The 20,353-nt window shown below is 74.8% G+C and carries 23 protein-coding genes; 6 read left to right on the plus strand and 17 right to left on the minus strand.

Features of this window, described 5'->3' with window-relative positions; translation table 11 throughout:
• The first annotated feature begins 53 nt into the window (after positions 1-53).
• Entirely contained in the window at positions 54-1,265 is a 1,212-nt protein-coding gene (locus ABZ479_RS05930; protein WP_500460174.1) for a PP2C family protein-serine/threonine phosphatase, read from the plus strand.
• Entirely contained in the window at positions 1,228-1,428 is a 201-nt protein-coding gene (locus ABZ479_RS05935) for a hypothetical protein (RefSeq protein WP_500460175.1), read from the plus strand. The genes ABZ479_RS05930 and ABZ479_RS05935 overlap by 38 nt, the downstream gene beginning before the upstream one ends.
• Positions 1,429-1,528: 100 nt before the next feature.
• On the opposite strand, the gene ABZ479_RS05940 is transcribed toward ABZ479_RS05935, so the two are convergent.
• The 3 genes from ABZ479_RS05940 to ABZ479_RS05950 form a co-directional block, all read right to left on the minus strand.
• Positions 1,529-3,346 (minus strand): S8 family serine peptidase, encoded by a 1,818-nt coding sequence (locus ABZ479_RS05940; protein WP_500460176.1) that lies wholly within the window; start codon positions 3,344-3,346, stop codon positions 1,529-1,531.
• A 118-nt stretch (positions 3,347-3,464) separates the two neighbouring features.
• Complete coding sequence (locus tag ABZ479_RS05945) at positions 3,465-3,980, minus strand: hypothetical protein (RefSeq protein WP_500460177.1); 516 nt, start codon at positions 3,978-3,980, stop codon at positions 3,465-3,467.
• Positions 3,981-4,519: 539 nt separating this feature from the next.
• Positions 4,520-4,687, minus strand: coding sequence for a hydrophobic protein (locus tag ABZ479_RS05950; RefSeq protein ID WP_361005477.1), 168 nt, complete (start codon positions 4,685-4,687; stop codon positions 4,520-4,522).
• A gap of 179 nt (positions 4,688-4,866) precedes the next feature.
• On the opposite strand from ABZ479_RS05950, the gene ABZ479_RS05955 reads away from it, so the two are divergent.
• Complete coding sequence (locus tag ABZ479_RS05955) at positions 4,867-5,313, plus strand: nitroreductase family deazaflavin-dependent oxidoreductase (protein ID WP_500460178.1); 447 nt, start codon at positions 4,867-4,869, stop codon at positions 5,311-5,313.
• Between the two features lie 124 nt (positions 5,314-5,437).
• Here ABZ479_RS05955 and ABZ479_RS05960 read toward each other — a convergent pair whose 3' ends face one another.
• From ABZ479_RS05960 to ABZ479_RS05970, 3 genes are all read right to left on the minus strand, one after another.
• Complete coding sequence (locus ABZ479_RS05960; RefSeq protein WP_500460179.1) at positions 5,438-5,884, minus strand: winged helix-turn-helix transcriptional regulator; 447 nt, start codon at positions 5,882-5,884, stop codon at positions 5,438-5,440.
• Between the two features lie 109 nt (positions 5,885-5,993).
• Positions 5,994-6,632: an SRPBCC family protein gene (locus ABZ479_RS05965; RefSeq protein WP_500460180.1), complete on the minus strand. Its 639-nt coding sequence runs from the start codon at positions 6,630-6,632 to the stop codon at positions 5,994-5,996.
• Entirely contained in the window at positions 6,629-7,036 is a 408-nt protein-coding gene (locus ABZ479_RS05970) for an ArsR/SmtB family transcription factor (protein ID WP_499611611.1), read from the minus strand. Before ABZ479_RS05970 ends, ABZ479_RS05965 begins: the two co-directional genes overlap by 4 nt.
• Before the next feature lie 402 nt (positions 7,037-7,438).
• Between ABZ479_RS05970 and ABZ479_RS05975 the strand changes: the two genes are divergently transcribed.
• Together ABZ479_RS05975 and ABZ479_RS05980 are read left to right on the plus strand one after the other, a co-directional pair.
• Positions 7,439-7,561, plus strand: a complete 123-nt coding sequence (locus tag ABZ479_RS05975) for a hypothetical protein (protein WP_500460181.1) — start codon at positions 7,439-7,441, stop codon at positions 7,559-7,561.
• Positions 7,562-7,776: 215 nt separating this feature from the next.
• Positions 7,777-7,992, plus strand: a complete 216-nt coding sequence (locus ABZ479_RS05980) for a hypothetical protein (RefSeq protein ID WP_500460182.1) — start codon at positions 7,777-7,779, stop codon at positions 7,990-7,992.
• 23 nt (positions 7,993-8,015) lie between these two features.
• Here the strand turns inward: ABZ479_RS05980 and ABZ479_RS05985 are convergent, their stop codons facing one another.
• The 8 genes from ABZ479_RS05985 to ABZ479_RS06020 form a co-directional block, all read right to left on the minus strand.
• Positions 8,016-8,579 carry an Rv1733c family protein gene (locus ABZ479_RS05985; protein ID WP_500460183.1) on the minus strand — a complete coding sequence of 188 codons (564 nt, stop codon included), beginning with the start codon at positions 8,577-8,579 and terminating at the stop codon, positions 8,016-8,018.
• A 101-nt stretch (positions 8,580-8,680) separates the two neighbouring features.
• On the minus strand, positions 8,681-9,565 hold the full coding sequence (locus tag ABZ479_RS05990; protein WP_500460184.1) for a DMT family transporter: 885 nt from the start codon (positions 9,563-9,565) through the stop codon (positions 8,681-8,683).
• Positions 9,566-9,700: 135 nt separating this feature from the next.
• Positions 9,701-11,302 (minus strand): alpha/beta hydrolase, encoded by a 1,602-nt coding sequence (locus ABZ479_RS05995; RefSeq protein ID WP_500460185.1) that lies wholly within the window; start codon positions 11,300-11,302, stop codon positions 9,701-9,703.
• A 213-nt stretch (positions 11,303-11,515) separates the two neighbouring features.
• Positions 11,516-12,439: a GVDTG sorting domain-containing protein gene (locus ABZ479_RS06000; protein WP_500460187.1), complete on the minus strand. Its 924-nt coding sequence runs from the start codon at positions 12,437-12,439 to the stop codon at positions 11,516-11,518.
• 413 nt (positions 12,440-12,852) lie between these two features.
• Positions 12,853-13,797 (minus strand): endonuclease/exonuclease/phosphatase family protein, encoded by a 945-nt coding sequence (locus ABZ479_RS06005; RefSeq protein ID WP_500460188.1) that lies wholly within the window; start codon positions 13,795-13,797, stop codon positions 12,853-12,855.
• Positions 13,798-13,907: 110 nt separating this feature from the next.
• Positions 13,908-14,420 (minus strand): molybdenum cofactor biosysynthesis protein, encoded by a 513-nt coding sequence (locus ABZ479_RS06010; protein ID WP_500460190.1) that lies wholly within the window; start codon positions 14,418-14,420, stop codon positions 13,908-13,910.
• Between the two features lie 55 nt (positions 14,421-14,475).
• Positions 14,476-15,276 (minus strand): DUF427 domain-containing protein, encoded by an 801-nt coding sequence (locus ABZ479_RS06015; protein ID WP_500460191.1) that lies wholly within the window; start codon positions 15,274-15,276, stop codon positions 14,476-14,478.
• A gap of 139 nt (positions 15,277-15,415) precedes the next feature.
• Complete coding sequence (locus ABZ479_RS06020; protein WP_500460193.1) at positions 15,416-15,925, minus strand: DinB family protein; 510 nt, start codon at positions 15,923-15,925, stop codon at positions 15,416-15,418.
• Between the two features lie 184 nt (positions 15,926-16,109).
• On the opposite strand from ABZ479_RS06020, the gene ABZ479_RS06025 reads away from it, so the two are divergent.
• A complete protein-coding gene (locus ABZ479_RS06025) occupies positions 16,110-16,712 on the plus strand; it encodes a TetR/AcrR family transcriptional regulator (RefSeq protein ID WP_500460195.1) in 603 nt (200 codons plus the stop codon).
• A 382-nt stretch (positions 16,713-17,094) separates the two neighbouring features.
• Here the strand turns inward: ABZ479_RS06025 and ABZ479_RS06030 are convergent, their stop codons facing one another.
• The 3 genes from ABZ479_RS06030 to ABZ479_RS06040 all read right to left on the minus strand — a co-directional run bounded on the left by ABZ479_RS06030 (position 17,095) and on the right by ABZ479_RS06040 (position 19,824).
• Entirely contained in the window at positions 17,095-17,952 is an 858-nt protein-coding gene (locus ABZ479_RS06030) for a TIGR03620 family F420-dependent LLM class oxidoreductase (RefSeq protein WP_500460197.1), read from the minus strand.
• A gap of 131 nt (positions 17,953-18,083) precedes the next feature.
• Positions 18,084-18,833 (minus strand): glucose 1-dehydrogenase, encoded by a 750-nt coding sequence (locus tag ABZ479_RS06035; protein ID WP_500460198.1) that lies wholly within the window; start codon positions 18,831-18,833, stop codon positions 18,084-18,086.
• A gap of 238 nt (positions 18,834-19,071) precedes the next feature.
• Entirely contained in the window at positions 19,072-19,824 is a 753-nt protein-coding gene (locus tag ABZ479_RS06040; protein WP_500460199.1) for an SDR family NAD(P)-dependent oxidoreductase, read from the minus strand.
• Between the last annotated feature and the right edge of the window lie 529 nt (positions 19,825-20,353).

The following is a 20,353-nucleotide window of genomic DNA, read 5'->3' on the forward strand; positions in this document are numbered from 1 at the left end:
GGCAGGGCTGTCGTGGTCGCACCCGGCCCGGGTGCGGGAAGGGAGGCACCCGCATGGAGTTCGGGTCCCGTCTCTCGGCGATGCAGGATCCCATCGGATCGGGTTGCAGGGTCTTCCTCGCCGTGATGCTCGCGATCGTCGCGGCCGTGCCCGTCGCCGACGCCTTCCTGCCGGAGGACATCCACCTCGCCCACGTGCTCGTCATCCCCGTGGCCCTGGCCTCCGCCTTCGCCGGAGCCGTTCGCGGTGCCATGATCGGTCTCGCGGCCGTCCTGGCGCTCATCGCGGCCGGGGCGGAGCGGCACACCCTGTCCACGGAGAACGTCCTCGTCCAGCTCGGCTCGCTCGTGCTGCTCTCCGTGCTGCTCGTCCTCATCAGCGCCCTGCGCGAGCGCCACAGGCACGAGCTCGCGGAGTTGCGCGAGGTGTCGCAGGCGACCCAGGGCGTGCTGCTGCGGCCGCTGCCCAGACACGCCGGCCCGGTGACCATCGCCACGGCGTACCGCAGCGCCGGCGACGGCGACCGCATCGGGGGCGACCTCTACGCCGTCGCCCGCACGGCGCGGGCCACCCGGCTCCTCATCGGCGACGTGCGCGGCAAGGGCCTGGGCTCCATCGGCGACACCGAGACCGTCCTCGGGGCGTTCCGCGCCGCCGCGCACCGGCAGGCACCGCTGGACGAGCTGATGGCGTCACTGGAGGCCGGCGTCCGCTGGGAACTCACCCAGGAATGGGACGGACCGGAGGAGAACGACATCGGGGAGCGCTTCGTCACCGCGGCCGTCGTCGAGATCCCCGACGAAGAGCCCTACGTGCGGGTGGTCAGCTGCGGCCACCTGCCGCCCCTGCTCCTCCACGACGGCACCGTCTCCACCCTCGACGTCCCGGAACCGGCGCCGCCGCTCGGCCTCGGGGGACTGACCGGGAGCAGCTACGCCCCCACCACCTTCCCCTTCGCCCCGGGCGACCGCCTGCTGCTCTACACCGACGGCGTGACCGAGGCCCGCAACGGCGCGGGGGAGTTCTACCCGCTCATGAGCCGGGTCGCGGAGTGGGGGGACCGGCGCCCCGACCAGCTCGTACGGAAGATGACCGACGACCTGCTGGCCCATGTGGCCGCCCCGCTGGAGGACGACATGGCCGTGGTCGCGATCGTGCGCGACACCCTGGGAGGACCGCCACCGCACGCACGGGCCCACACCGCGGCCGACACGGCCGCCGACGCCGATGCGCCGGGCGTTCGACCGGCCGGCCGCGGAGTGTGACGACGACCACCACGACGCCGTCGCCGCGGCCCTGATCCACCTCGCGGCCCCCTCGCCCGCGGACCCGGCGGTGCTCGCGGTCGACGTCTCCGCCGGCACGGTCGCCGCTGGACGTGCCCGTGCCCGGCGTGCGGCACCCTCCGGGGCGATCGACTGGCGGTGAGCGGGGTGAGCGGGGTGAGCGGGGTGAGCGGGGTGAGCGGGGTGCGCGGGAGGGCGGTGGTCCGGGAGGCGGAGCCGGACCACCGTCCGCGGGGCGGGGGTCAGTTGGGGGAGGGGGAGCCGGTCGCCATGGGGTCGGGGCCCGGGGCGGCCATCGCCGCCGGGGTGCCGAGACCGAGCGCGGTCGGAGCGTCGGGCAGCCCGGCACCGACACGGAGCGGCTCGGTGACGGGCAGCGGGCGGCAGGCGGCGCGGATCAGGGCCGTCAGCTGGTCGGCGCGGTTCGCGCCGCCCGGGTACGGCGTGGCGCGCAGGTGCTCGTGGTGCGCGAGCAGCAGTGCGGCCAGACCGGTCAGGTGGGCCGCCGCCATCGCGGTGCCCTCGGCGACCGCGTAGCCGGCGCCGGGCGCCGTGGTGACGACGGCCGCGCCGGGCGCGGTGAGGTCCACGCCGGGCCCGGTGGGGGTGAAGGGCGCCGGGTAGGGGCCGGGCCACGGCGGCTGGGTGGCCGCCGCCGGGCTGTCCGGCGGATAGGTGCCGGTGTGCGCCAGGGCGCCCGCGGCCAGCACGGTCGGCAGCGCGGCGAGCGGGCTGAGCGCGCCCCCGGTGTCGCCCGCCGGGGCGATCACGGCGATGCCGGCCGCGTGCGCGTCCATCAGCTTCCACGCCGCCAGTTGCGAGGGCTGCTCGTAGGTGACGTTGATCTGCGCGACGTCGATGTCGTGGGCGATGCAGTGGTCCACCGCGCGCAGCAGATCGGCGACACGGCCACCGGGGAAGAGCTTGAGCGCGTGCACCGTGGCGTCCGCGGCGATGCCGGTGACCCCGGTGCGGTTGTCCGCGGCGGCGACGACGCCGGCGCAGCGCGTGCCGTGACCCGTCGCGTCCGTCCGCCAGCCCGCGTCGTCGGCCGCGGGGGTGAAGTCGGCCCCGGAACGGACGGTGTCCTTCAGGTCCGGGTGCGCGGTGTCGACCCCGGAGTCCAGCAGGGCGACGGACACCCCGTGGCCGCGGTGGGTCGGGGGGATCTCGTCCAGGCGCATCGCCTGCCGGCCCCAGCCGGTGAGCGGCCGGTCCGGGAAGCCCTCGAAGGTCTCCGCCAGGGAGCGGACCACCACCTCCACCTCGGCCCCGGTCAGGGTCACGTCGTCCGGGAACGGACGGCCGGTGCGCACCGGCCAGTGGTCGCGCGCCGGACGCACGTACAGGGAACGGACGGTCGCCGGGGTGTCGGCCGGGAGCACGAGCTCCGCCCGGCCGTCGGCGCCGGTGACGGCGTAGGCCGTCGAACCGGTGCCGGTCGCCCACACCTGCGCGTCCGCCACACCCCGACCGCGGCTGGTCACCCGCACGGTGACGCGGGACGGTTCCTGGAGGGTGACCTCCGTCGCGGGGTCCGGCACCGGCACGGCCGGCCGCGCCGAGGAAGCCGGCGGGTGGACGAGCGGCTGGTCGGCCTCGACCACCAGCTGGGGGTTGGCGGCCAGCGCCCGGGCGCGCTCGTGGGGCATCGTCACCACGACCACCGGGGGGCACACCGGGTGGGGCTCGGCGATCGCCTCCGGCCCGTGGGAGCGGGGCGAGGGGTGCACCTGGGCGACCACCTCCACCTCCGGGTCCTCCTCGAGCAGCGCGAACAGCGCCGAGGCCTCGACGGGCGGCACGCCCGCGGTCAGCCAGGGTGTCGGCCGGGGGGCCACCAGGTAACGGCCCCGGCCGCCGTGGCCCGGCCGTCCCGGCTGCCCGGGGTACGTCCCGGCGGCGCCCGCGTACGGTTGCGCGCGGTCCCGCTGCGTCCCGCCCGGTCCGGTGCCCGCTCCGTAAGCCGCGCCGGATTCCGCTCCGGCACCGGGCCTGCGGCCGCCCTTGGCGCCGCCCTGGCCCTTCGCCGTACCGCCGTTGCCCTGCTGCTCACTCATCACGCTTCCGCCTTCACCGATCACCTTGCGCTGGACCACACCGCGCCGCTGCCGCGGCTGGACGCCCCGGCCGGCCGGGGCAGCCCACGAGGGCCGCCCCGGCCGACCGGGAGACCGGTCACATGCCGAGCGGCATCTGACCGACGTGCTGGAAGTACGGCGACTGCCCGTACGGCGCCTGCCCGTACGGCGCCTGGCCGTTCTGGAACTGGCCGTACTGCTGCTGGCCGTACTGCTGGCCCTGGGCGATCTGGCAGAGGGCGCTGTGCACGACCGGCGCGATGCGGCGGGCGCACTCGGTGAGCACGCTGCTCCACGCGTGCGGCGGGATTTGGCCCTGCGACTGGATGCCCATCATGATCTGCGGGTCGACGCGGACCTGCTCGACCATGGCGTTGACCGCCGTGGCCGCACAGCGCAGCGACAACTCGGTCACCATCAGCGGCAGTTGCTGCTGGCCCTGCCCCATGCCGGGCTGGCCGAAGTGCTGCTGGCCGTAGCCCTGCGGGCCCATGAACTGCTGGGCGATGCCCTGCTGCCCGTAGCCCTGCTGGCCTGCCCACGGCTGCCACTGCTGCTGGCCGTACTGCTGCTGCGGCTGCTGACCGTACTGCTGGGGGGTGTAGACCGACATCAAGCTCCTCCTTGAGCTGTGACGGAAAAGGGGGGATGGGACGGCGGCTCCATGGAGGGGGCTCTCAGAACAGGTCCGCCGCCAAGCGCAGCAAACCACCACCGGACAAAAACCGCTTGCCGGGGCATACCGCCACCAGGGGATGCGAGGCGCCCGAGCTGCGCCGACCCCCTCGGGGGCGCCTCACCCGGACGGCCCACGGCGGGGGAGCGCCGGGGCCCGGTCCGCTCCCGCTGTGCGGCTGCAGGGCGGACCGGCACCGTCCACGGGTCACCGTTCCTGTCGGCCGGCTCGTCGAACGGGGCGCGGCGGCGCTCGAACCGACGGCGCTCGAACCAGCGGTCCGGGAACGGATGCTCGACGACGGCGAGGCGCGCGCGGCGACGGGACTCCGCGTGGTGGCCGTGGTCGAGGTGAGCGGCGAGCCCCGCCCGAACCGGCGCCCCGTCCACGGCACTTGCCACGTACGAGGGGCGGGGTCCCCGGCCGCCGTATGCGGCCGGGGACCCCGCCCCTCGTGCTGTGGTGACGCCGTCAGGTCACCATCGGTACCAGCGGCGTCGTCCGCCGCCCTCGGCTGCCCGGAACACGAAGCCGAGCAGCCACACCACCAGCACGATCAGCGCGATCCACCACAGGGCCTTGAGCGCGAAACCCGCCCCGAAGAGGATCAGGGCCAGCAGCAGGACAACCAGCAAGGGAACCATGTCGTCAACCTCCTGACCCCGCGTGTGCCCCGCCCCGCCGCCACCATGCGCGCCCTTTTCCGGCACATGGCGGCACGGGAGGTGCGGAGGACCGGGGGCTCCGCCCGCCTCGGTCGCAACGCGGCGGCGGGCAGGGGAGGATGGGGCGCGACAGTACGACCGAGACGGAGGAGGACCCCGTGCCACTGGTGGGCGAGTACGAACCGAGTCCGCAGACGTGGGTGCGCGAGCAGGTCGAGCGGTACGAGAGCTCCGGGGGCACCGAGGGGACGACGATGCGGGAGCTGCCCGTGGTCATCCTGACGACCCGTGGCGCGAAGAGCGGGAAGATCCGCAAGACCCCCCTCATGCGGGTGGAGCACGACGGACGGTACGCCGTGGTCGCCTCCCTGGGCGGCGCCCCCAAGAACCCCGTCTGGTACCACAACGTGCTCGCCGACCCCAGGGTGGAGCTCCAGGACGGCCCGGCGCGAGGGGACATGACGGCGCGTGAGCTGAGCGGCGAGGAGAAGTCCCTGTGGTGGGACCGCGCCGTCGAGGCGTTCCCCGACTACGCGGACTACCAGAAGAAGACCGACCGTGAGATCCCGGTCTTCGTCCTGGAACCGGCCGGCCGGCCGCACTGAGTGCCGGGCGGGCCCCGCGGACCGGCCGTGCCCGGCGCGCATGAACGGCGCCATCGCGGTCAGGTGCGTGGTGCGGTGCCGGACCGCGTTTCCCCCGTCGCGGTCCGGCACCCCGCCCCGCCGGTCAGGGCGCCGGGGACCGCAACTCGACGTCGTCGGGGCCGAGCGGCCGGCCGTCGGCGTCGCGCATCTCCAGCGGGGCCACCGGCCGGCCGGTCGCCCGGTCCACGACGGTGGTGCGCTCCTCGCCGGGTTCGAAGAGGTTGGTCTCGCCCCACTGGCGCAGGGCGAGCAGCACGAGGCGCAGGCCCTTGCCCTCCTCGGTGAGTTCGTACTCCCGGTAGGGGCTCCCGTCCGCGGCGGGCACCGTGCGCAGCACCCCGTGCTCCACCAGCTTGCCGAGGCGGCTGCTCAGGATGTTCTTGGCGCAGCCGAGGCCGCGGTGGAAGTCGTTGAACCTGCGCACCCCGTTGAGCGCGTCCCTGACGATCAGCAGCGACCACCAGTCGCCCACGACGCCCAGGGTCCGTGCGACCGGGCACGGTCCGTCACTGAAGTCCTTCTTCTGCATCGCCCGCCTCTCCCGGTTTCGACATTAAACCGGCGGGCCGGGGTGGGGCAACCGGCCCACGGCCCACCGGCCCACGGCCCACCGGCCCACGGCCCACCGGCCGGCGGGCCTACTCGGGCCGTGCCGGGACGTAGAAGCCGGTCGTGGCGGTGACCGCCGCGGCCGCCGTGTCCTCGGCGGCACCCGATGCGGCGTACGCCGTGCCCCAGGCCCGGCTGCTGCGGGTCATGAACTCCCGTGCCTCGTCGGAGGACTGCCACTCCTCGGCCTTCTCGGGCCCGACGGCGGCACCGGCCAGGTACAGACCGAGGCCCAGCAGTGCCAGGTCCCAGCCGACGCCGACCGCCCCGGGCCCGAACTGGTCCCACATGCCGGGCGGCACGACGGCGACGTGCTCCAGTTCCAGGAGCGTCCGCTCCTCGTCGTGCGCGGTCAGCCGCACCTCCACCTCGCTGAAGCCGGGCGCCCCGCCCATGACCCAGCTGACGCGGAGCAGCTTCGGGGGCTCACAGCGCAGGACCTCGCCTCCGGCGTTGCCCTGCAACTGGTAACGGCCGCCGAGCCGCAGCTCCCCGGTGACGGGCAGGAACCAGCGCCCGATCCGCTCCGCGGTGGTGCAGGCGTCCCACACGTCCTCCACGGGCGCGTCGTAGGTGCGGCTCAGGAGCACGGTGCGTGCCTCCTCGCCGGAGACCTCCCGGCTGCCGGTCGCGCGGTGGATGGCGTTGATCTCGTCGACGATGTTCATGCGGTGTCTTCCCGTTCCCTTCCGGGGTCCCGGGCCTGTCCCGTCCCCGGCTGTCGCTGTTCCTGTGCCAGGCGCCGCTCCCGGCGCCCCCGGGCGAGCTCGGTGCCGAGCGCGTCGAGCCGCTGCTCCCAGAAGCCGCGGAAGCGCTCCAGCCACGCGTCGACCTCGCGCAGCGGCGCGGCCTGGACGGCGTAGAGCCTGCGGGTGCCCTCCGCCCGCACCACGGCGAAGCCGTTCTCCCGCAGGACCCTCAGGTGCTGGGACACCGCGGGCTGCGAGATGCCGAATTCCCCTCTGATGACCTCGGTGATCGCGCCGGACGGCTGCTCCCCGGAGGCGAGGAGCTCCAGGATGCGGCGCCGCACCGGATCCCCGAGTACGTCGAATGCGTGCACGTCCGTCACTATGTCAGTGGCGGCTTATATAAGCAAGGACTTGGTAAAGCGCCGCTGGTCCCCTCCCGGGAAAGATGCCCGCCCGTTTCCCCGCAGGCTCCTGAACAGCGACTTCGCGCCCCGGCGCCACGCCTCACCCCAAGGGAGGAGGGACGAACCGGGCATAGGGGTGGCTTCAAGGACGTTCTCTGACGCGGGCCCCAGGGTCCACGGCGTAGGACTGAAGAGGTCCGGCCTGCACGGGCCGCGTTCCCGAAGGAGTGATGACCATGCGCCGCATCCGCGTCCAGCGACCGAAGAAGCCGGCGCCGTCGCGCCCTCCGATCGACCTGCGGACACCGTCCGGAAAGCCCCTCCCGTACTGACGACCGTCCCGACGCACACCGTGCACGTCCAGAAGGGCCGCCCGAGATGAGCGACACCTCCCACCGCCCCGGCGCCACCGCCCCGGCCTTCCGCCCGGTCTTCGCCTACGCGGCCAGGCGGCTGCGCCGGCTCGCCGAGGGCTTCCGCCGCGCGGTCCTGGCCTGGTGACGGAGCGGGCGGCTCCCGGCGACCCGGCCGGCGAGCCGCCGCCGGGTCCCCGAAGACCCCGGGCGGTCGCCGCCGGTCCTCCCGGCGGCGGCCGCCCCCGTCCGTGCGCGGCCCCGCGGCGTCCCCCGGACGGCCCACGCGGAGCGCTGTTGCGCGTCGGCGCCGACCGGGTGACCCTTGACGTGATTCGGGTGCACCGGGACGCGAGGTGGGCCATGGTCGAGCCAGCGGTGACGATCCAGCAGGACGGCGACGGTTATGTGGTCAGCTGTCCCGGGACCGACGCGGTCGGGCGCGGGCCGACGGAGACCCAGGCGTGGACCGATTTCTGGGCCGCCCTGCACGCCGACTGGAAACCCCCGCAGGAGCTGAAGGCGGGTCCCGGCGAGGACCACGTACGAGGTCTGCGGGTCCTGCGGCTCTTCCTCTGAGCCGGTCGCCCGCCCCGGCCGGGTCACGGCGTCCGGCCCGACCACAGCGGTTCCACGCGCTCCCACTCCCGTTCCCACGTCCGCAGCCGCGCGCGCAGCGCGAGGGCGGCCACGCAGTGGTGGACCCCCCACGCCACCGCGGACCACAGCAGCAGACTCGTGACGCCCAGCACCAGGCCCGCTCCCCGGGCCGCGGCCGTGCTGTGGGGCTCCGGCGCCGGCGAGCCGCGGTCGTCCACCCAGATCCGTATCCGGTCACCCGCCTCGACGGGCCGCCCCACCGGGACCCGCCCGGAGCGCGCGCGGCCGCGCGGGTACTCCCAGCCGGCGCGGGCCGGCGGTACCGAGCGCATGCCGTGCTCGTGGAAGACCGGCCCCGTCGCCTCCAAGACGATGCCCGCCACCAGGTGCCGGTGGCCCCGCTCGGCCAGCGCCTGCGCGCGCTCCGCCCGGTGCACGGCGAAGCCCAGACCGGCCGAGACGAGCACGACCGGCGCCATCAGCACGGAGGCGGCCAGCCGCGGAAGGGTGTGCGCGCAGGGGCGGCACCGGGACGGCAGCACGGCGGGACAGGCGCAGTGCGACATGGGACCCCCCAGGACGAGCCGCGCGGCCCGGCCACGACCGGACTGCGGACATGCTGCACCCACCGGGCGGTCGCGCGCCGGGGATCGGCCCTCGTCCCCGGCTAGTCGGCGACCGCGGGCGACGCCGTCCGCGGGCCCGGCACCCGTTGCGCGCGGCCCGCCGTCGGCGTCGGCCGGGACAGCACCACCACCCCCCGCCCCGCGGCCAGCGCCCCCGCCAGCGCCACCGCCAGGCCGACCGAGCCGCCCCGGAAGCCCTCACCGAGCAGCAGGACACCGACGCACCCCGCCACCAGGGGGTTCGCCAGCGTGACCGTCGCCAGTGCGACGCCCAGCCCGCCGCGGTACGCCTCCTGCGACCACACCATCCCCGCGATCGCCAGGACGCCGGTGCAGCCGCCCGCGACCAGCAGCATGGGGTCGGCGACGGCGGCCCCGAGCCCCTGGGCGGCCAGGCGCACCGCGAGGCCCTGGGTCAGGCACGAGGCGATCCCGAACGCCGCACCCGCCGCCGCCGCGAAGCGCAGCGCGCGCGGCACCGAGCGGTCGGCCCCCCAGGGCAGCCGGGTCAGCGCCAGGGCCGCGGCCGCGGTGATCGCGGCCAGCAGGGCCAACTCGGCGCCGCCCAGCGCCCGTTCCGTTCCGGGTGGCGCCGTGGAGAGCAGCAGCGCCACCAGCCCCAGCACGGTCAGCGCCGCCCCGTGCCACTCCCGCGGGCGCACCCGGTGCCGCCCGACGGCCGCGTGCAGCGGCAGCGCCAGGACGAGGGTCAGCGCGCCGAGCGCCTGCACCACGGTCAGCGACCCGTACCGCAGGGCGACCGCGTGCAGCCCCGCCCCGGCGGCCTGGAGGACCAGCGCCAGCGTCCACAGCCGGCCCGTCGGCCGCTTCCCGGCGGCGGCGGTGCGCTCCTGGGTGACGGCCGCCGTCGCGTAGCAGACGGCCGACAGCAGGGCCGCCGCCAGGGACAGCAGGCCGCCGTTCATGCGAGCGCCCTCGGAACGGGCATGGGGCTCCTCCTGGGATGCGGGGGCGGTGGCGCGGGCCCCCAGCACATCGCGTGTGCCGTCCCCGGGACATCAGGGTCGACCCCGAGGCGCCCCCCAACCTCGTTGGGGACCTCAGGTGCAGACCGTGCCCGGCGGGGGCAACCGCCCGCCGGTCAGGTAGCGGTCGACCGCGTCGTCGACGCATCCGACCGACCTGAGGTAGGCGGTGTGGCCGTCTCCGTCGTAGGTGAGCAGCCGGCCCGACGAGAGCAGCCGGGCCAGGGCCCGGGCCTCGGAGTAGGGGGTCGCCGGGTCGCGCGTGGTGCCGAGGACCAGGATCGGCGCCGCCCCGTGCGCGGTGACGGGACCGGTCGGCTGGTCCGCGGGGACCGGCCAGTGGGCACAGGTCGACAGCTGCTCGGCGAAGTACCTGCCGAAGCGGGGCGAGACGCGCACGAATCCGGGGAGCGCGGCCCTCGCCTGCGCGGGAGTGGCGCGCGGCCCCAGGCTGCCGCTGAGGCAGGTGATCGCGAGGTACGCGTCACCGCTGAAGCCGGAGTCCTCGAAGGCCCCGCTGAGTTCCTGTACGGCGGTGGTGCCACCGGTGCGCACCTCGCGGAGCGCGGTGCGCAGCTTCTCCCACGCGGGTGCCAGGAGTCCGGTGGTGACCGCGTTGACGAGGGTGTCGCCGTCGACGACGACGTCCTTGCCCTGCCGCAACGGCGCGCGGTCGAGGGACTCCACCAGCGCGTCCAGCGCGCGGCCCGCCTCGGCGGCCGAGTGGCCGACGGGGCAGGCCGGTCGGGCGGCGCAGTCGGCGACGAAGGAGTCCCAGGCGATCTGGTAGCCCCGGGCCTGGCCCAGCAGGCTGTGGACGCCGTCGAGCGTGGGGTCGACGGCGCCGTCGAGCACCATGTGCCCGACGTGCGACGGGTAGAGGCCGGCGTAGCTCGCACCGAGGTAGGAGCCGTAGGAGAAGCCGAGGTAGTGCAACCGCTCGTCGTCGAGGAGGACCCGCAGGAGTTCCATGTCGCGGGCCGAGTCGAGCGTGCCGACGTGGGGGAGCAGGGACCCCGCGCCGCGTTCGCACGCGTCGGCGGTCTCCCGGGCCGACGCGTCGGCCGCGGCGAAGTCCGGTTCCGCCGCGCCGGCTCCGGCGGCGTCCGGACCGGCCGCGCGCGGCGCGCCCCGCACGCCGGGAAGGGCGCCGGCCGTACCCGTGGCGCATCGGACCGGGGTGCTGGAGCCGACCCCGCGCGGGTCGACGGCGACCAGGTCGTAGGCGGCCCGTACGGCCGGTGAGAAGGACCCGGCGTACGACCACAGCGAGGTGATCGCGGGTTCCCCGGGGCCGCCCGGGTTGAACAGCAGCGAGCCGATGCGCCGGCCGGTCCCGGTCGCCTTCCTGCGGGTCGCCGCCAGACGGATGTCGCCCGCCTGCGGGTGGGCGTAGTCCAGCGGGGCCCGCAGGGTGGTGCACTGGAACGACGGCTGCTCCGGGCAGGGCCTCCAGTCGAGCTCCTGCCGGTAGTAGCCGGTCAGCCCGGGGGGAACGGCCGCCGTGGCGCCGGTGCCCGTGGGCCCCGCCGGGCCGTGGCCCGCGCGTCGCCCCGGCGGGTCCGCCGCGCAGGCGGTCACCAGGAGTGCGCAGGTCCAGAGCACGGCGAGCGCCGCGTGGTGGCGCCCGCGCCGGGGTCCGCGGGATATGGGGCCGGTGGTCCGGGCTTCCGTCATCGCCACGTCTCTCCTTCACCTTCCGGTGCGTGATCAGTGCACCACGCACCGTGTCCGGCGGGAGCGTTCGCCTGGGCCGGTGGAGTGAACGGCGCCGGGCCCGCCGGCCGGTCGCCGGGCCGCGTCCGTGCGGCCGACAGGCGGTGGACGGCAGCCCGCCCCGGGCCCGTGTGCGGGCCCGGGGCGGAGTGCCGTGCGGAGGGGTGCGGGATGTCAGGCCTCGCCGCCCTGGGTGCGACGGCGGCGCAGCAGGAACACCCCGCCCGCCGCCGCGGCGGCCAGGAGGGAGGCGCCGACGAGGCTCTCGGCGGTGTTCATGCCGGTCGAGCCGCCGCCGAAGCCGGTGTCGGGAGCGCCGTAGTCGTTGTCGTTGTCGTTGCCGTTCCCGTTGTTGTTGTCGCGGTCGTTGTCACGGCCGCCGTGGCCGTAGTGGCGCTTGTGGCACTTGCGGTCCCGGTCCCCGTGGCCGCCGCGGTCGCCGTACCCGCCCCGGTCGCCGTAGCCGCCGCGGCCGTTGTCGTCGCCGTTGTCGTCACCGCGGCCTCCGTGGCCGCCCCGGCCGTGCCCGCCCCAGGAGCACTTGTCGCGCCCGTGGCCGCGGCCGTAGTTGCCGTAGTCGTCCTCGTAGTCGTCGCCGTACTCGTCGTCGTGGTTGTTGTCGCCGTAGTCGTTGTCGTTGTCGTTGTCGTTGTTGCTGTTGTGGTTGTTGCTGTTGTTGTTGGTGTTGTTGTTCGTGTTCGTGTTGGTGCCGCCGTCGCGGTCGCCGCTGGTGCTGGTCGTGCCGGGAACGGTGAGGGTGCCGACGCTGCCCTGGTCGGCCTTCGGGCCGATCATGCAGCTGACGGTGATCGTGTAGGTGTTCGCCGGCGCGTCCTCCGGGATCGTGAAGGTGCCGGTCAGCGGGCCGCCCGGGGTGGACGCGCTCAGGGCGAGCGCGTTGCGCAGCAGGCCGGACGGGAAGGCGTTGGCGTTCACCATCGCGCCGGGCGCCTGGCAAACCTCCGAGCTGGCGGTGACGGTGACGGAGCGTCCGCTCTGGGCGACGTTGACGTCGACCACGGCGAAGGCCTGCGAGTTCGGAAGGACGACCGCCGCGGCCGTCATGGTCGCCATCGCCAGGATACGAGCACCACGCATGGAGCTGAACCTCCTTGTGGACGGGGCAGGCGGGATGTGGCCCCCGGCACGACTGCCAGCGCGTCCTCGAGACCTATATGGCGATCATCCGCAGCCGCTCCGCACCCCGAGACCGGCGGAGGTGTACGGCCGAATGGGGTGGGGCCGTGCCGTCACGTGGAGAGTTCTCGCAGGTGAGAGGGGGTATGACGGGCCGGATAAGAAAAATGTGAAGAGATGTCCAACCGGGTGACGGACCATCAGCTAATCTTGCGTCAGCAGGGCGGCGGAGGATCGCTCCTTCCGGCGCCGAAGCTGCTGACGGATCGTCAGCGTGCTTCGCCGTGCCCGCTGATGACTTCAGCGTGACATCCGGCCCGTCACTGATGGATCGTCACGAACGGTCCGTCGTCGCGGGATTCACCCGGCCGGCCTCAGAAGCGGATGCGGGCGGCGACGGGCAGGTGGTCGCTCCCGGTCGCGGGCAGGGTCCGTACGTCCGAGACCGTCGCGGAACGTGTCAGGACCTGGTCGATCCGCGCCAGTGGGAACCGCCCCGGCCAGCTGAACGCGAGCCCCGACTCCGGGGCGCGCAGCCGCGAGGTGAGGGGTGCGAGTCCCCGGTCGTCGACGGTGCCGTTGAGGTCCCCCAGCAGGATCACCCGCTCCAGCGGCTCCGCCGCGATCTCGGCGCCGAGGAGGGCGGCGCTCTCGTCCCGCCTGGCGGAGCCGAACCCGCTCGCGCCGAGGCGGAGCGAGGGCAGGTGGGCCACGTACACGGCGACGTCCCCATGCGGCGTCCGGGCGGTCGCGCGCAGGCCGCGGTCCCAGTCCTCGCCCAGGCCCGCGGGCCGGATGTCGGTCCTGCGCCCGTCCACCAGGGGATACCTGGACCACAACCCGACCGTGCCGAAGGTGACGTGGTGCGGGTAGGGCCCGTCCAGGACGGCGCGGAACTGCGGCAGGAGGGACGGCGTCAGCTCCTGCACGGCGATCATGTCGCCACCGGCCGACAGGAGTTGACGTGCCGTGCCCCTCGGATCGGCGTTCTCGTCACTGACGTTGTGCTGCACCGCGACGAGGTCGTACGCGGAACCGCCGTGCGGGACCAGCAGCCCCCCGAAGACCACCGACCAGGCGGCGACCGGCACCAGCAGCGCGCACAGGGCGACGCCCGAACGCCGCAGCAGGGCGACGCACAGCAGGACGGGGACGCCCGCGCCCAGCCACGGCAGGAACGTCTCCAGCAGGCTCCCCGGCCGGCCGGGACCGTTCGGCACCGCCCCATGGCACACGATCAACAGCGCCAGCAGGAGCGCGAGCGCCGCCGGCACCCCGTCCCAGCGGCGGCGGCCGCGCCATCCACGGCCGTCCGGCACCGTACCCGCCCGCCCGTGATCCGTTCGCCCCAGTGATCGCACGCAGCAACGACGCCGGACCGGGCCGTCCGGTTCCCGCCCCGCGGCGTGACGGGTTCCACGCGCCTGCGTTACGGCGCCTCCCGCGGGTCCTCCACGACCCGGAACTCAGCGGGGCCCAGGGTGAGCACCCCGTCGCTCAGCGGCGTGCAGCGCACCCCGCCCCTGCCCCGCAGCGCGCGCTGCGCCCCCGGGCCGATGACGGCGTCCATCCAGGCGCAGGGCCGGGCGGGGCGCCGCACCGCGAACCGGACCGGCCCCGCCCCGGTGTCCAGTTCCACGGTCGTGCCCACGTACGCGTCGATGTCGACACCGCGGAGCAGCACATTGCGGCGGGTGTGCCGCAGGTCCGTCCCCGGCGCGATGTCCAGCGGGAGGCCCTCGGCCGCCATCATGGTGACGGCCGCGTTGCGGTGGGCCGGCCGCGCGTAGTAGCGGTCGCCCACGAGCCCGAGCCCGCTCCGCACCTCGGCGCTGCGCACCAGCTCCCCGTCCGCCGCCGCCGACGGCCCGTCCGAGGGCCGCCCCATGTACCGGTGCGCGGGCGACACCAGCAGTTGCACGACTTCGACCTGCTGAGACATGCGGCCAGCCTAAGTCGCTGCCCTCGGTGCCGGGCGTGGGCTTCGTCTCAGGCCGTCACAGGTGCCGCCGGTCCCACGCGTCGCGGGACGTCGCCATGGGGCGGCGGAGCGGCACGCCGTCCACGTACAGGTCGACGTGCTCGTTGTAGAACGCGACCATGCCCGCGACCGGGGCGCACGCCGCGGTGGGGAAGTCGTACGCCCAGGCGATGTCCTCGTGCGTGGCGCCCGCGCCGTCGAACGACCAGTAGCCGCTGGTCGTGCCCTTGTAGGGGCAGCGCGTGACGGTGTCCGAGGGGCGCAGCCGGCTCCAGTCGACGTGGACGCGCTCGACGTAGTACCGGGTGGGCAGGCCCGTCTCGAACAGGGTGACCGCGTGCGGGGCGTCGGCGAGGACGGTGCCCTCGACCTCCACGCGGACGCCGCTGGAGGAGCGCAGGGCGTCCACCCTGGTGTACGGGCTCCGCGGGTGGACGAAGACCTGCTCGTCCTCCTCGTACCAGGCGTCGAGGGCGTCCCAGCGGAAGCGCGCGGTGCCCAGGAGCCGGTCCGGAGCGCCCTCGTCCCACACCCAGGCGGCGCCCTCGCGGACCTCGGTGCCGACGCGCAGCGAATGGCGGCGCGCCGGGCCCGGGCCGAGCCGGCCGGCCCGGCCGTCGTCGGTGAGCTCCGCCCCGGTGAGGTCCTTCATGGGGATGCTGTACTGCGGGTAGCCGGGCCACTCCCACACGTACAGGGCATGCCGGGTGTCGAGGACGGTACGGCCCCCGAGCTGCGCCCGGATGCGCCGCGGTACGGGCTCCACGTGGCCGACCGGGACGATCAGACCCGGGTGGTTCACGCTCTCGTCCGACATCGGTGATCACCTCGGTCCGTTCACGGGCTTTCCGAACGCCCGGTACGCCCAGCTTCTCCGGCGCCCGCGCGATCGGCCACCCCGGGCCGTGGCCCCGGCCTCCCCGGCGTCGCGGGTGTCCCGGCTCCGCCGCGGGCGGTCAGGCGCCCACGGTGCCGTCGACGCCCTCGCGGAGGAAGTCCGCGTGCCCGTTGTGGCGGCCGTACTCGAGGAGGACGTGCACCATCACCATCCGCAGGGAGACGTCCTCGTCCCAGCGGGGCTGGTGCCCGGTCACCGCCAGGGACGCGGCCGCCTCCTCGATCCGCCGGGAGTTCGCCACCTCGGCCTCCCAGGCAGTGAAGGCCTCGGCCCGGGTGGACGCGCTCGCGTCGTAGGCGGCCTGGAAGTCGATCCTGTCGGACCACACCATGGGCGCGTCGTTGTCCTCGAACACCCTGCGGAACCAGGCGCGTTCCACCTCCGCCATGTGCCGCACGAGCCCGAGCAGCGACAGGGTGGAGGGAGGCATCGACTGCTGCCGGAGTTCCTCGTCCGAGAGCCCCCGGCACTTCATGGCCAGCGTGGCGCGGTGGTAGTCGAGGAACGCCCGGAGCGTCTCGCGCTCCCCGCCCAGCAGCGGCGGGCCCACGCGGTCGTCGTCGGTCACTGGATGCTCACTTCCTCCGTTGCGGATTCCGGGTCAGCCTTTCACCCCTGCCGCCCGGACGGCCCGGGAATTATGCCGGGCCAGGCCGTCTCCCGGACGGCCGGGCGGCGCGGGTCGGTCTCCCGCGCCCTCGTCGGCGCGGTATTATAGCGGGCGTTACAGATCGACGGGTCGGGAGGTCACGATGGCGGGAGGACGGCCGCGCGCCTTCGACGTGGACGAGGTGCTGGACCGGGCGCTCGAGGTGTTCTGGCGCCAGGGCTACGAGGGCACCGGCATCTCGGACCTCACGCGGGCCATGGGCATCAACCCGCCGAGCCTCTACGGCGCCTTCGGCAACAAGGAGGAGCTGTTCAAGCGGGTCCTCGACCACTACGCCGACGGCCCCGCCCGGTACATCCGCGAGGCCTTCGCCGAGCCCGGCGCGCGCCGGGTCGTGGAGCGGCTGCTGCACGGCGCCGCGGACGCCACGACCCGGCCCGACTGCCCCCCTGGCTGCCTCACCGTGCAGGGAGGGCTCGCCGCGTCGCCCGGATCGCAGACCGTGCGCGACGAACTCACCGCACGCCGGGCCGCCGGCGAGACGGCGCTCCGTCTGCGGCTGGACAAGGCGAGGGCCGACGGAGAGCTGCCCTCCGAGGCCGATCCGGCCGATCTGGCGCGCTACTTCATCACGGTGTACCAGGGCCTCGCCGTTCAGGCCGCGGGCGGTGCGACCCGCGAGGAACTCCACCGGGTCGTCGAGCTCGCGCTGGGCGCCTGGCCCGCGGAGCCGGTGGCCGGCTGACATCGGCCAGGAGGCGGTCCGCGGGCGTGGCGTGAGCGCCGACAGCAGGCCGGCCGTCGCTGTCCACAGGCTCGCGCGGATGGCGCCGGACCGACGCGATGACGGCCCGGCGGCCGCGTCGGAGCGCATCGCGGGCAGCGTCGACCCCGAACCCGTGGTCATCGGGTGCGGCCTGGGCGAACCTCAAGGGCGGTCGGGACGGCACGCCCTTCCGGCTCCCCCCTGCGGCAGGTGTACGACGGCCCGCACGGTGGCATCGAGCGGCAGCTCGCCCCGACGACCGTCGCCGACGCGCTCCCCGAAGCGCTCGTCCGGCGGCGGTGACCCGCGGCCCCGTGCAACCAGGTGTCCGGGAAGCGCGCACCGCGGGCCGCCCGCCGGTTCAGCCGGCGAGCGCCGCGAGTTCCCGCCACTGGGCCAGTGGGACGGCGGAGTCCGTCCCGACGACGTGCAGGCAGACGTGATCGGCCCCGGCCTGGTGGTGGTCGCGGACGCGCGCGCCGATGGCCTCGGTGTCGCCCCAGGCCACGACGCTGTCGATGAGCCGGTCGCTGCCGCCGGCGGCCAGGTCCTCCTCGGTGAAGCCCTGGCGCAGCAGGCTGCGGGCGTAGTGGTCCATGGCCAGGAACGTCCCCAGGAAGCCGCGGGCGGTGGCGCGGGCCCTGGACGGATCGCGCTCCGGAACGACCGCCTGATAGGGCGCCAGAAGGGGGCCGGGACCGAGCAGTTCCCTGGTGGCCGCCGAATGCCCGGGGGTGACCATGAACGGGTGCACACCCGCTGTGCGGCGTCCCGCGAGCCCGGTCATCTTCGGCCCCAGCGCCGCCATGACGCGCTCTTCGGCCGGTACGGGGGCCGGGGCCCCGTCGAGCTCGTCCAGGTAGGCGCCCATGTCCGACAGGGGCCGGTAGGGGCGTCCCGCGCCCTGCGCGGCGGCCGCGTCGCTGACGCCCAGGCCGAGCAGGAACCGGCGGCCGTACCGCTGCCGCAGGCGCGCGTGGCCCGCCGCCGTCTCCGTGGCACGGTGGCGCCAGATGCTGAGCACGCCGACCGCGATGCGCGCCGTCCGCGTGGCGGCGAGCAGGCGCTCGGAGTCGCCCAGGACGTCGCCGCCGCCGAGCCCCGGGATCCACAGGGTGCCCCAGCCCATCGCGTCGAGTTCGGCCGCGGCGTCCTCGATCGCGCCGGGGTCGGCCGTGCGCAGCTCGATGCTCCAGATTCCTGTCCGTCCCAAGTCCATCGTGTGTCCCGTCTGTGCTGGTGGTGGTGCCGGTGGTGGCGGTGCGTGCGGTTGTCGCCCGACGCGGGGCGGGGCGGGGCCGGAGACGGCCGTCCCCGGCCCCGCCCGGGGGAGGGAGGCCCCGGTGGTGCTCAGACCTGGTTGGCCCCGCCGTCGACGAAGAGTTCGACGCCGGTGACGAACGTGCTCTCGTCCGAGGCGAGGAAGACGGCCGCGGCGGCGACCTCCTCGGGCCGGCCCATCCGGCCGAGCGGCACCTGGCCGGCGAGGAAGCCCTTGAGCTGCGCCCTCCCCTCGGCGTCGGCCGCGAGGCCGTCGATGCCGGGTGTGTCGATCGGGCCGGGGCTGATGGAGTTGACCCGGATCGAGCGGCCGCTGAGTTCGTTGGCCCAGGTCCTGGCGAAGGAGCGCACCGCCGCCTTCGACGCGCCGTAGACGCCGAAGGCCTCGCTGCCGACGGAGCCCGCGGTGGAGCCGGTGAGGATGACCGAGGCTCCGTCGTTGAGGTGCGGCAGCGCCTTCTGGACCGTGAACAGCAGGCCCTTGACGTTGCTCCCGAAGATCTCGTCGAAGTGCTGCTCGGTGACCTGCTCCAGGGTGGAGAAGCTGCCGCCGCCCGCGTTGGCGAACAGCACGTCGACACGGCGCCCCGCCTGGGCGACGGCGTCGTAGAGCCGGTCGAGGGCCGCCGGGTCGGCGACGTCGCTGTGGACACCGGTGGCGCGGGGTCCGATCTCCGCCACGGCGGCGTCGAGTGCGTCCTTGCGGCGGCCGGTGACGAACACGTATGCGCCCTCGGCGGCGAACCGCCGCGCGGTGGCCAGGCCGATGCCGCTGGTGCCGCCCGTGACGATGGCGGTCCTGCCGTCAAGCTGTCCCATGGAATTGCTCCGTATCGCGATCGATGATCGCCCGCCGCGTTGTAACCGTTGTTGTTACATTTCGCCGCAGGAGATGCCTGTGGCGCCTTTCGCGTCGCGTTCGCATGCGTCGCGTCGGGGGTGGGGGCGAGTTATGTAGTGGTCGATATGAAACTAGGTCGGCCTGCGGCGGGTGTCAAGCAGGGCCGTCCGCGGCCGTCTCTCCAGTGGGGCGCGGCGGGGCGGGGGAGGGGCGGGGTCACACCTGTCGCTGGCCGCCGTCGACGAAGAGCTCCACCCCGGTGACGAAGCTGCTCTCGTCGGACGCGAGGAAGGCGACCACGTCGGCGACCTCCTCGGGCCGGCCCATGCGGCCGAGCGGCACCGTGGCGACCAGGCCCTCCAGCAGGCGGCGGTTCTCCTCGGGGCCGGGGGCCAGGGTGTGGACCCCCGGGGTCTCGACGGGCCCCGGGCTCAGGGTGTTCACCCGGATGGCGCGCCCCTTGAGCTCGTTGGCCCACGTCCGGGCGAAGGAGCGCACCGCGGCCTTCGAGGCGTTGTAGACCGTGAACGCCTCCGCCCCGCCGCTGCCCGCCGTCGAGCCGGTGAGGATGACCGAGGCGCCGTCGTTGAGGAGCGGCAGTGCCTTCTGGACGGTGAAGAGCACGCCCTTGACGTTCGCCCCGAAGGTGTCGTCGAAGTCCCGCTCCGTCACGTCCTCCAGGCGGGCCATCCGTCCCCCGCCGGCGTTGGCGAAGAGGATGTCGATCCGCCGTCCTGCGGCCCCGACCCGGGCGTACAGCCGGTCCAGGTCGGCGGGGACGGCGACGTCGCCGTGCACCGCGGTGGCCCTGTCCGGGCCGATCGCCGCGACCGCGTCACGCAGTTCCGGCTGACTGCGGCCGGTGACGAAGACGTGCGCGCCCTCGGCGGCGAGGCGTTCGGCGGCGGCCAGCCCGATGCCCCTGGTCCCCCCGGTGACCACCGCGGTCTTCCCGTCGAAACGCCCCATCGCCGACCTCCAGCGTCGCTCGTGAGCAGTATCCGGTGGCCCGGCCGCCGCCGCACCGCGAGTGCCGGCCGTCCGCGGCCGCGGGGGACACCGGGAGCGCGGGGGGCGTACGCGACGAGGGCGGCACGGCCGTACGAAGCGGCCCTTCCGCCGGAACCGGGACCACGTCGGGCACTTCGGTGCCCTCCGCACGTACTTCGGCTTCCCATCTGTGCAACTGCGCGTACTCCCCCCGGCTTTCGTCTTGTCACCCGGGTGTGATCGCCAGCAGGGTGCAGGGCGAGCCGCGGGCGCGAAGGTGCGCCGTGCATCCGATGTCCCACTACCGAGCCCGGGTCGTACCGGGCTGCCGGAGGCCTTCGTCCATGTCAACACGCATACGGCCCAGACCGGTTCACCGATCCGGCCGCACCGGTCTGTCCGTCCTGCTGGCCGCCGCCGTCGCCCTGGGCGTCACCGGCCTGACCGCCCCCGCCCACGCCGCCGACCCCACCCCCGGAACCGGCACGGCCCCGGCGCCCCAGCCGCC

The sequence above is a fragment of the Streptomyces sp. NPDC005722 genome (assembly GCF_040630935.1).
Taxonomy (GTDB): Bacteria; Actinomycetota; Actinomycetes; order Streptomycetales; family Streptomycetaceae; genus Actinacidiphila.

Bases quoted from the DNA above. Each gene is read 5' to 3' on its own strand.
- ABZ479_RS06035 (WP_500460198.1), bottom strand. From the start codon at position 18,833: ATGGGACAGCTTGACGGCAGGACCGCCATCGTCACGGGCGGCACCAGC.
- ABZ479_RS05950 (WP_361005477.1), bottom strand. From the start codon at position 4,687: ATGGTTCCCTTGCTGGTTGTCCTGCTGCTGGCCCTGATCCTCTTCGGG.
- ABZ479_RS05980 (WP_500460182.1), top strand. From the start codon at position 7,777: ATGGTCGAGCCAGCGGTGACGATCCAGCAGGACGGCGACGGTTATGTG.
- ABZ479_RS05975 (WP_500460181.1), top strand. From the start codon at position 7,439: ATGAGCGACACCTCCCACCGCCCCGGCGCCACCGCCCCGGCCTTCCGC.
- ABZ479_RS05995 (WP_500460185.1), bottom strand. From the start codon at position 11,302: ATGACGGAAGCCCGGACCACCGGCCCCATATCCCGCGGACCCCGGCGC.
- ABZ479_RS05960 (WP_500460179.1), bottom strand. From the start codon at position 5,884: ATGCAGAAGAAGGACTTCAGTGACGGACCGTGCCCGGTCGCACGGACC.
- ABZ479_RS05990 (WP_500460184.1), bottom strand. From the start codon at position 9,565: ATGAACGGCGGCCTGCTGTCCCTGGCGGCGGCCCTGCTGTCGGCCGTC.
- ABZ479_RS06040 (WP_500460199.1), bottom strand. From the start codon at position 19,824: ATGGGGCGTTTCGACGGGAAGACCGCGGTGGTCACCGGGGGGACCAGG.
- ABZ479_RS06030 (WP_500460197.1), bottom strand. From the start codon at position 17,952: ATGGACTTGGGACGGACAGGAATCTGGAGCATCGAGCTGCGCACGGCC.
- ABZ479_RS05940 (WP_500460176.1), bottom strand. From the start codon at position 3,346: ATGAGTGAGCAGCAGGGCAACGGCGGTACGGCGAAGGGCCAGGGCGGC.
- ABZ479_RS06025 (WP_500460195.1), top strand. From the start codon at position 16,110: ATGGCGGGAGGACGGCCGCGCGCCTTCGACGTGGACGAGGTGCTGGAC.
- ABZ479_RS06000 (WP_500460187.1), bottom strand. From the start codon at position 12,439: ATGCGTGGTGCTCGTATCCTGGCGATGGCGACCATGACGGCCGCGGCG.
- ABZ479_RS05945 (WP_500460177.1), bottom strand. From the start codon at position 3,980: ATGTCGGTCTACACCCCCCAGCAGTACGGTCAGCAGCCGCAGCAGCAG.
- ABZ479_RS05930 (WP_500460174.1), top strand. From the start codon at position 54: ATGGAGTTCGGGTCCCGTCTCTCGGCGATGCAGGATCCCATCGGATCG.
- ABZ479_RS05965 (WP_500460180.1), bottom strand. From the start codon at position 6,632: ATGAACATCGTCGACGAGATCAACGCCATCCACCGCGCGACCGGCAGC.
- ABZ479_RS05935 (WP_500460175.1), top strand. From the start codon at position 1,228: ATGCGCCGGGCGTTCGACCGGCCGGCCGCGGAGTGTGACGACGACCAC.
- ABZ479_RS05985 (WP_500460183.1), bottom strand. From the start codon at position 8,579: ATGTCGCACTGCGCCTGTCCCGCCGTGCTGCCGTCCCGGTGCCGCCCC.
- ABZ479_RS06015 (WP_500460191.1), bottom strand. From the start codon at position 15,276: ATGTCGGACGAGAGCGTGAACCACCCGGGTCTGATCGTCCCGGTCGGC.
- ABZ479_RS06010 (WP_500460190.1), bottom strand. From the start codon at position 14,420: ATGTCTCAGCAGGTCGAAGTCGTGCAACTGCTGGTGTCGCCCGCGCAC.